Consider the following 9,427-nt stretch of genomic DNA (forward strand, 5'->3'; position numbering starts at 1 on the left):
CTCGAAAACTGTTCTCTCAGGTTGATGAAACTCGGAATGACACCGGCGCCGTTCCGTTACCTCGATGCGCGACGCTTGTAGTTGTCGATCGTTGCGTCGGTCCGCATCCGCGCGGCGCCGGTGTTTTTTGCTCGTTGCAGCTACTACGTGACTTCTGAACGTTACGGGCGCTCCAGCGCCAGCGCCACGCCCATGCCGCCGCCGATACACAGCGACGCCAGACCCTTTTTCGCATCGCGCTTCTGCATTTCGTGCAGCAGCGTGACGAGAATCCGGCAGCCCGATGCGCCGATCGGATGACCGATCGCAATCGCCCCGCCGTTCACGTTGATCTTCGACTGATCCCAGCCCATTTGCTTGTGCACCGCCAGCGCCTGCGCGGCGAATGCCTCGTTGATCTCCATCAGATCGAGATCGTTCACGCTCCAGCCCGCGCGCTCCAGACAGCGCTTCGATGCCGGCACCGGACCCATGCCCATGATCTTCGGATCGACGCCTGCGTTCGCGTACGCCTTGATGCGCGCGAGCGGCGTGAGACCCAGCGCCTCGGCCTTCTTCGCCGACATGACGACCACGGCGGCTGCGCCATCGTTGATGCCCGAAGCGTTCGCCGCCGTCACCGTGCCTTCCTTCGAGAACGCCGGTTTCAACGATGAAAGCGCTTCGGCCGTTACGCCGTGGCGCACGAATTCATCGGTGGCGAATTGCAGCGGCTCGCCTTTGCGTTGCGGGATCGAGACCGGCACGATTTCGTCGTTGAAGCGGCCTTCTTTTTGCGCGCGCTCGGCCTTGTTCTGCGACAGCGCCGCGAACGCGTCCTGCTGCTCGCGCGTGATGCCGAATTCCCTCGCGACGTTTTCCGCCGTCGTGCCCATGTGGTAGTTGTTATAGACGTCCCACAGACCGTCGACGATCATCGAGTCGATCAGCTTGGCGTCGCCCATGCGAAAGCCGTCGCGCGAACCCGGCAGTACGTGCGGCGCCGCGCTCATGTTTTCCTGACCGCCTGCGATCACGATCTCCGCATCGCCCGCGATGATCGCGTTGGCCGCCAGCATCACCGCCTTCAGGCCCGAGCCGCAGACCTTGTTGATCGTCATGCCGGGCACCATGTCGGGCAGCCCTGCCTTGATCAGCGACTGGCGCGCCGGGTTCTGGCCCGAACCTGCCGCGAGCACCTGGCCCAGGATCACTTCGCTCACCTGATCCGGCTTTACGCCTGCGCGCTCCAGCACGGCGCGGATCACCGTCGCGCCCAGTTCCGGCGCCGCGATTTTCGCGAGCGAGCCGCCGAATTTGCCTACCGCCGTGCGCGCGGCCGATACGATCACTACGTCAGTCATTTTCTATCCTTGTCAAACAGCGAAAACGTGAGCGGAATCCGGCCGCGGAAAAAGCGCGCGCGACGCGGAAATCGCGTCCATGGGCATGGACTGGGTGAGTTCGGATCGAACCCGGGCGGATTGTGCGCATCGTCGGGTACGGAACGAAGTTCGACCGTCGATGCATGAGTGCGACCACGACGTGCGTCGCGCTTGTTAAGGAACGACCTGGCCCGTGAGCCGTTGCGCGTTCCGCAGAAAAAATCCCGAACGGGATGCGGCAATCTCAAAGCGTGCAGCGTGGTCCATTTATATGGGCCTTTAATGAAATCTCTCAGGTTAAGCACCGGCCTTCTCTTTGACCTGCCGCCGATGAATCACGCAAACGTGACGCACCCTCGCGAAAAATCGCGCTGATTGGCGGTGAGTATTCTGGAAGTTATTAGATCGTGCGTGCTTGTGCGACGCACCAAATTTAGGAATATTCTAAACGGAAAACATGCGTAAAAAATTTCATATTACTAGGTATAAACCCTTACTCAAGTAAAAAGTCCCGCAACGAAGATGCTAAATATTCGGCTAATCGGCGAACGTGCGTTCAATAATCATCCTATATGACGACGAATATTGCATTTTGAGAAGGAAAGCTGCCCGTAAGCAAGGGTAAATACGTAAGACAAATGAAAACTATCGATTTAACTTCGGACTGTGATCACATATATATGCCATTACCAGATGTTATATATACAAATTAACTAGTCCGTATAACCAGACGATCTAAACGCGCCTAATAAGTCGCAATATCGCTGATATATGACGCTTGAATGAAAGCCCGAAAAATAAAAGCGTGGCGTTTGCCGCAAGATAATGCCGTCGATTAAGAACAGCGCTCGCGGTGTCGCGAGTGATACCGCCCATCGTCAAAGCGCCAGAACGAGGCGCTTGCCTTTCGCACGCGAACAGCACGCCATCATGCGACCGTTCGACTGGCGTTCGCCCTTGGTCAGCACGACATCGCGGTGGTCGATTTCGCCGTCGAGCACGCGCACTTCGCACGAGCCGCACAGTCCTTCCTCGCAATCGCTCTGCACGTCGATGTTCGCGCGCCGGAGCGTCGTGAGCAGCGTCTGATCGGCGGGAACGGTCAGTACGAGTCCCGAATCCTTTAGTTCGACGTCGAAGGCATGTTCCTTCGATGGGTCAAGCGTGCCGAGCTTCGATTCGAAATGCTCGATCTTCAGCGCGTCTTCGGGCCAGCGCGCGCTTGCCTGAGTCAGCGCATCGAGCATGCGCGCGGGTCCGCATGCGTAGACCTGCGTGTCTTCGTTGACGTCGAGCGCCGCGAAGTCGTTGCGCGCGCCTTCATCGGATATGTAGGTGAACAGGCGCTCGCCGTGCAGCGCGCGCAGTTCGTCGAGCAAGGCCATCGAGGTGCGCGCGCGGCCGCTGTAATGCACTGCGTAGTCGATGCCGAGCGCGCGAGCCCGACGCGCCATCGCGCTGATCGGCGTGATGCCGATGCCGCCGGCAATCAGCACGAGTCTCTTCGCGGTCTCGTCGAGACGAAAGTGATTGCGCGGCCCGCGAATGTGCCATTGCGCGCCGGGTTTGACGTTCTCGTGGACCCAGGCCGAGCCGCCGCGGCTCGCGGTTTCACGCAGCACTGCGATTTCGAGGGCGCCGGCGTCGGCGGGATCGCCGCAGAGCGAATACTGGCGCGAGATGCCGGAGTCGCCGCAGACGACATCGACATGGGAGCCCGCCGTCCAGCGCGGCAGCGCGCGGCCGTCGGCCGGCACGAGCCGCACGCGCACGATGCGATCCGCGCACGCCTCGACCGATGCGACCGTCACCGCGCGGCTCGCCGCATGCGACGACGGCTCGCCGATGCGCACCACCGCGCGCGGCTCGCGCACGGACGGATCGGCGCGCTCGGGGTTCGCTGCCGGATCCCATTCCACATACAGATGCTCCGGCCCGCGAAACGACGTGTTCGGCACATACGTGAAGCGCTGCTCGGCAAGCCGCATGTGCGGCAGGCGGCGAGTGAGCTCGTCGAGGAAAATTTGCATCTCCATGCGCGCGAGATTCTTGCCCATGCACTGATGCGCACCGTAGCCGAACGTGAGCTGATCGCTGGCGTTTTCGCGGCGGATATCGAAGAGATCGGCATCGGCGAACTGATGCTGATCGTGATTCGCCGACGACGTGACGATCAACAGCTTCGAGCCCGCCGCAACGCGAATGCCGCCGATCGTCACGTCCTTCGTCGCGAGCCGCCGCCACGCCGCGACCGAGCCGTTGTGGCGCAGACATTCTTCGACGGCGTTCGGAATCAGGCTCGGGTCCTCGCAGATGTCGCGCCACGCCTCCGGGTGTTGCAGCAGCAGCTTGAGTGCATTCGCGGTGGCGTTGGCCGTGGTTTCGTGCGCGGCGACGATGCCCGCCATCATCATCGAATGCAGATACGAGTCGGTCACGACCTCCGGCATGTCCTTCTGCTTGCGGATGCCGTATTGCATCCAGCCGGCGCCGGACGGATCTTCGCGCATCTTGTCGAGCACCTTGCCCGCGAACTGCCAGAACTTGCCGACCGCGTGCGCGACTTCGACCTGCTCTTCGGGCTTCGGCCGTCCCCACGTGTTGACCGTATGTGCGATGGAGTAAAGGCGCAACGTGTCCATGTCTTCTTCGGGCACGCCGAGAAAATGCAACGCAACGGTGAGCGGCACTTCCCACAACATTTGATCGACGAGATCGGCGCGGCCGTCATCGATGAAGCGATCGACGTATTCGCGCGCGAGCGCCCGCACCATCGGTTCGTGATGCGCGAGCGCCTCGGGCGTGAACGGATCCATCAGCGCGCGCCGGCGCGGCATGTGCGCGGGCTCGTCCTCGTTCACGAGCGTGCGATTCAGCGCGAAGCCGTAGGACGCGAGCACCGCGTTCGCCTCGGGGCCCGTCGGCGTGATCTTCTCTAATGCGATCGACGGGCTGAACGTCAGGTTGTCGCGAAAGATCGCCTTGATGTCGTCGTAGCGCGTGACGACCCAGTAGCCGAGTTGCGGGCTCCAGAACACCGGCTCCTGTTCGCGCGCCCAACGCACGTATTCGGGCGGGTCCTGGCTGTAGCCGTCGCCGAAGGGATCGAACTCGGCGGCGCGCGCACTCACCGGGCAGCCGTTCGGGGCGAGCGCCTGCGCGCCGGCGACATCGTGAAAAGGGCATTGCGGTGCGCGGTTTTCGCCGGCTGCGTCGGTCATCGTGGTCTCCGGATTTTTTTTTCGTGGCCGTAGTATGCAATGGCGCGGCGCGCTAAATCGGCTTGCCCTCGCTGGATGCCCAGTTGGGCATGAGCGCGTTGCTCGGCAGCGTTTCGTCGATCAGCTTTTGGGCCGTCTGCCGTCCCGCGACCGGCAGCCCTTGCGGATTCAGCACGCCGATCTGCACGAGCACCGACGCCTGATCCCAGTAAATATGCTCGTTGTAGAGCTTGTCGCCGCGAAAGCGGATCACCGCGAGCATCGGCACTTCGAAGTAACGGCCGGTCGGCGCGAGACCGGGCAGCAGCCAGTCGATTTCGCGATCGTGCGTCGCGCAGAACACGAACTCGTCGACGACGCGGTCCGCGCCGATCGTACGCGACACCGGAATCAGCTTCGTATCCGCCGGGTTCGAGTGGACGAAGTGATACTTGTAGAAGCGCTTCAACTGATCGTGACCGACGCCGCCCGTCATTGTCGGGACGTGGTTCACGTAGGGTTCGGCGACCATCGTCGTCATCACGGAATCGACGTCGCGTGTCGCGAACTCGTAGTAGCAGTGCTGCTCCCACAAGTGATTGAGATCGAAGTGCGGGCCCATCACCCGGCGCAATAACGCCAGCGTGCGCGAATAGGCCATCAGCGCGGCGGGCTTGTCGTAATGCGCGCTCGCGGGATCCGCGAAACCGGGCGCGCAACCCGGATACACGTAGCGTTCAATGTGCGGCTTGTTCGCAAACTCCGCGGCACTGTCAGGCTGATCGTGCGCGCCGACTTCGGCGAAGTGAAACGCGATCGGGCAGCGGATCGTCGGGATATCGGCGAGACAGTCTGCGAAGTCGTCGGCGTAGTAACAGGCCGCGCAATCGACATCCGCCTGCGCGGCGATGCGCGTCGCAAGCCGGCCGCCGCGTCCGAAACCGACCACGCCGATCTTGCCCGCGTGCTGCGGCAATGCGCGCAGACCGTCGACGAGCGCGGCGAAATTTTCAGCGGCCATGCCGCCGGGCTTCGGATCGTGCGCGGGAAGCCGCGGGGCGAGCACGACATACCCTTCTTCGGCGAGCAGGTCCGCGGTGCGCTGGATGAAGTCATCGAGGCCGGCCGCGTCGTGCAGCAAAACGAGTCCCGGCCCCGATCCCTTTTCGGGATTCGTCACGTAGCCGGGAAGGTTCGTGCCGTCGCGAAGCGTGATGTCGATGAACGTGCCGCTCATTGTCTGCGTCTCCATATAGATAGGCGAATTCGCCCGCGCTCACGAAAACAGCGTGTCGGCCAGCAGCTTGACGTTCAGCACGACGATCACGGCCGCAACGAACCACGCGAGCGCCGCCGTCCAGCGCGAGATGACGAAGACGCCCATTTTGCGGCGGTCCGACACGAAGCGCACGAGCGGAATGACGGCGAACGGCAGTTGCATCGACAGAATCACCTGACTCAGCACGAGCAATTGCGCCGTGCCCTTTTCGCCGTAAAGCGCGGTGACGACGATCACGGGCACGATCGCGATGCCGCGCGTGATGAGGCGGCGCGCCCAGTTCGGAATGCGCAGCCGCAGAAAGCCTTCCATCACGATCTGGCCGGCGAGCGTCGCGGTGACGGTCGAGTTCAGGCCGGAGGCGAGCAGCGCCACGGCGAACAGCGTCGACGCGATGCCGAAACCCAGAAGCGGCGACAACAAACGGAAGGCATCGCCGATTTCCGCGACATCTTCGTGGCCGTTCGCATGAAACACCGCGGCGGCGACGATCAGAATCGCCGCGTTGACGAAGAGCGCGAGCGTCAGCGCGATGGTGCTGTCGAGCGTCGCCCAGCGGATCGCGTCGCGCCGGGCCTCGACGGAGCGGCCGTACGCGCGCGTTTGCACGACCGACGAGTGCAGATAAAGGTTGTGCGGCATGACCGTCGCGCCGAGGATGCCGATCGCGACATACAGCATCTCCGGGTTCGTGACGATGCGCGTCGACGGCACGAAGCCGCGCAACACTTCGGCGATGGGCGGCGCGGCCGCGGCGATCTGCAGCGCAAAGCAACCGGCGATCACGACCAGAAGCGCGATCACAAACGCTTCCAGCAAGCGGAAGCCCTTGTTGATCAGGAGGAGCAGGAGGAACGCGTCGAGCGCGGTGAGGAGCGCGCCCGCGATCAGCGGAATGCCGAACAGCAGTTGCAGCGCGATGGCGGTGCCGATCACTTCGGCCAGATCGCACGCGACGATCGCCGCCTCGCACGCGAGCCACAGCGCAAAATTCACCGGTTTCGAATAGTGTTCGCGGCACGCCTGCGCAAGATCGCGGCCGGTCGCGACGCCCAGGCGCACGGCCAGCGCCTGCAGCAAAATGGCCATCAGGTTCGACAGCAGGATGACCGCAAGCAGCGTGTAGCCGAAGCGCGAGCCGCCTGCGATGTCCGTCGCCCAGTTGCCCGGGTCCATGTAGCCGACGGAGATCATGTAGCCCGGTCCGGCAAACGCAAGGAAGCGCAGGAACCATCGGCCGCTTTCCGGCACCTTCACCGATGCATACACCTCAGGCAGGCTCGGACGGAAGGGCTCGTCGTCCTCGGGCGGTTTCGAAGCGTGGCGTACAGGATCAAGCATCGGCTCGTCTCTCCTGCGGTTACCGGGTTGGCGCGTGCTGGAAATATGCGCCGGGCTGGATGAACATTCAAGCGCACGGAAATCGGCTGGCTGCGTCGTCTCAGCCAGAGAACAACCGCTGATAATTACACTTATCAGGTGTAGCGATTTTCCTTGTCAAATTCGAAGGTGGTTGATAACCTTCGCGCAAGAGTCTGATAAAAAAGGGAAAATGAGTAGCGTCACAACACGCGTGGGGCAACTCACGGCCATAGCAGCAGGCGTCTCACACGCGCCGAGCCGTCTCACGCGCCAGCATTTTGCACTGTATCGCGGTTATCTCGACGGCGTATCGGAGGTGCAGCTGCACGCCTCGTACGGAGACGGCAGCACGGACGTGCGCGCGACGAAGCGCCTGATCGAAGCACTGCGCGACACGCTTTCCGTGCTGGCCCGGCGTGCTCGCGATATCGAGGCAGCGCATCTGCTGCGTCTGCGACCCGGCAGCATTCCGCTGTTCGAGCCACCGCCGGTCGCAGCCGCGCCGACGCTCGACGATTTTCGCGAGCGCGTCGATCCCGATGGCGTCTACGGCGAATCCGAACTGCTCGCGCTGTATGAAGACGCGTATCCGCCGGACACATCGCCCGCGGCCGATCGCCGCGCCGCGCGCAACGTCCGACTGCGCCGCCGCCAGGCCGAAGCGCTGGCGCGCATGGAAGCCAGCCTGGCGCAGGATCCTAAGCCGGATCATCCGATCGACGGATGGTTCGAGCCGGCGGTCGCCGCGCGGCTGAACGCGGCGGGACTGGCGACCATCGCCGATATCGTCGGGCTGATCGAAAGGCGGCGTCATCGCTGGTACACGGCGGTGCCGCGGCTCGGGCCAAAAGGTGCGCAGCGCATCGCCGACTGGCTTCAATTCCATGCTCAGGCCTTGGCGTATGCGCCCTCCCCGCTCCATCTTCTGCCGCGCAGACAATGGGGGCCGGAACATGCAACGCTCGCGCGCGCGACGGAAATCGCCGGTGGCGACGCCGTTGTCGTTGCTCCGCTCGAGGCCCTGCGCGTGCCGGCGCCGCTCGACGGATCGACGGGCTCTAATCGCGCGACGGGCGCACACTTCGACAACGACATTCGCGCCATTTTCGCCTGGCTCGATGCGCGCTCGGCGAGCGAACACACGCGCCGGGCTTATCGGCGTGAGGCCGAGCGCCTGTTGCTCTGGGCGTTGCTCGAAAAGGAAAAGCCCTTGTCTTCGCTCGATCGGGACGAATGCGCGGAGTACATCGACACGTTTTTGCCCAACCCGCAGCCAGCGACACGGTGGGTTTCGGCGCGTCGCGGTGAGCGTCATTTGTCGGACTGGCGGCCTTTTGCGGGTGCCCTCTCCGACCGCAGCCGGGAAAGCGCGCGCTCTATCCTGAGCGCCCTGTGCGAATGGCTCGTCGCCCAATGCTATCTGGCGACGAATCCGTTCGCCGGAGTCGCACGCGCGGCGACGCCGCCCGTCTTCGATTCAGCCGACCGAACGCTCGATCTGCCCCAGTGGCACAAGGTGCTGGAGTCGGTTACGCGTGACGAATACACGTTTTCCGAGCATCGCGACCGGCTCGCGCTGCTTCTCGCCTACGCCACCGGCTTGCGCCGCGCCGAACTGGCGGCCGCCACCACCGGTGCGCTGACTTTCGGGCGCTTGCGTGGCGTCGACGGTCCCGTGTGCCGACTGACGGTCGAGTCCGGTCGTGGCTCGAGCCGCACGGTGCTCTTGCCGCCGGCCGTCCTCGAAACGCTGGAAGAAAATCTCGCGCTGCGCGGGCTTCCGGGTCCGCTCGCATGCGCCGAAAGCACGCCACTGCTCGCGCAGGCGCGCGGCGGCCTGCCCGTGACGCCCGACGGAATCGGCAGGATTTTCAAGGACATTTTCTTGCGGGCAGCCGCCTCTCTTGATGCAGACGTTCCGGGCAGTGGCCGGAAATTTCGCGAGGCGAGCACGCACTGGCTGCGCCACACTCATTCCATGCACGCGCTGGCACAGGGCGCGCCGCTACGCGAAGTTGGCGCGGGACTCGGCCATGCCGGTTTGTCGACGACCGCTCTTTATCTTCAGAACGAAGACGCCAGCCGCTTTTTAGGGGTCGAAAGGCTGATTCGGAACGCTTCGGCGGGTCAGGAAAAGTCGAAATCGTCCTGATTTCGCGTAAACCTAAGCGTGGAGCGTTGTAAAAATGCCCGGTCTGGGCGCTCAAGTACTTCAGAGTTTA

5 protein-coding genes are annotated in these 9,427 nt (G+C 63.3%); 1 reads left to right on the forward strand and 4 read right to left on the reverse strand.

The genetic code is table 11. The annotated features are described in order from the left end of the window. Positions 1-161: 161 nt before the first annotated feature. The 4 genes from BRPE64_RS30460 to BRPE64_RS30475 form a co-directional block, all read right to left on the reverse strand. Positions 162-1,343 carry an acetyl-CoA C-acetyltransferase gene (locus BRPE64_RS30460; RefSeq protein WP_044043642.1) on the reverse strand — a complete coding sequence of 394 codons (1,182 nt, stop codon included), beginning with the start codon at positions 1,341-1,343 and terminating at the stop codon, positions 162-164. 899 nt (positions 1,344-2,242) lie between these two features. Continuing rightward, a complete protein-coding gene (locus BRPE64_RS30465; protein WP_016348863.1) occupies positions 2,243-4,585 on the reverse strand; it encodes a cytochrome P450/oxidoreductase in 2,343 nt (780 codons plus the stop codon). A 52-nt stretch (positions 4,586-4,637) separates the two neighbouring features. Continuing rightward, positions 4,638-5,801, reverse strand: coding sequence for a dienelactone hydrolase family protein (locus tag BRPE64_RS30470; protein WP_044043964.1), 1,164 nt, complete (start codon positions 5,799-5,801; stop codon positions 4,638-4,640). Positions 5,802-5,840: 39 nt separating this feature from the next. Then, complete coding sequence (locus BRPE64_RS30475; RefSeq protein ID WP_044043644.1) at positions 5,841-7,184, reverse strand: Nramp family divalent metal transporter; 1,344 nt, start codon at positions 7,182-7,184, stop codon at positions 5,841-5,843. 34 nt (positions 7,185-7,218) lie between these two features. Here BRPE64_RS30475 and BRPE64_RS30480 point away from each other — a divergent pair, with 34 nt between their 5' ends. After that, positions 7,219-9,357, forward strand: coding sequence for a phage integrase family protein (locus BRPE64_RS30480; protein WP_232519317.1), 2,139 nt, complete (start codon positions 7,219-7,221; stop codon positions 9,355-9,357). The last annotated feature ends 70 nt before the right edge of the window (positions 9,358-9,427 follow it).

It is taken from the genome of Caballeronia insecticola (assembly GCF_000402035.1).
Taxonomy (GTDB): Bacteria; Pseudomonadota; Gammaproteobacteria; order Burkholderiales; family Burkholderiaceae; genus Caballeronia; species Caballeronia insecticola.

Coding starts and splice junctions, on each gene's coding strand:
- BRPE64_RS30470 (WP_044043964.1), bottom strand. CDS start 5,801: ATGAGCGGCACGTTCATCGACATCACGCTTCGCGACGGCACGAACCTT.
- BRPE64_RS30465 (WP_016348863.1), bottom strand. CDS start 4,585: ATGACCGACGCAGCCGGCGAAAACCGCGCACCGCAATGCCCTTTTCAC.
- BRPE64_RS30475 (WP_044043644.1), bottom strand. CDS start 7,184: ATGCTTGATCCTGTACGCCACGCTTCGAAACCGCCCGAGGACGACGAG.
- BRPE64_RS30460 (WP_044043642.1), bottom strand. CDS start 1,343: ATGACTGACGTAGTGATCGTATCGGCCGCGCGCACGGCGGTAGGCAAA.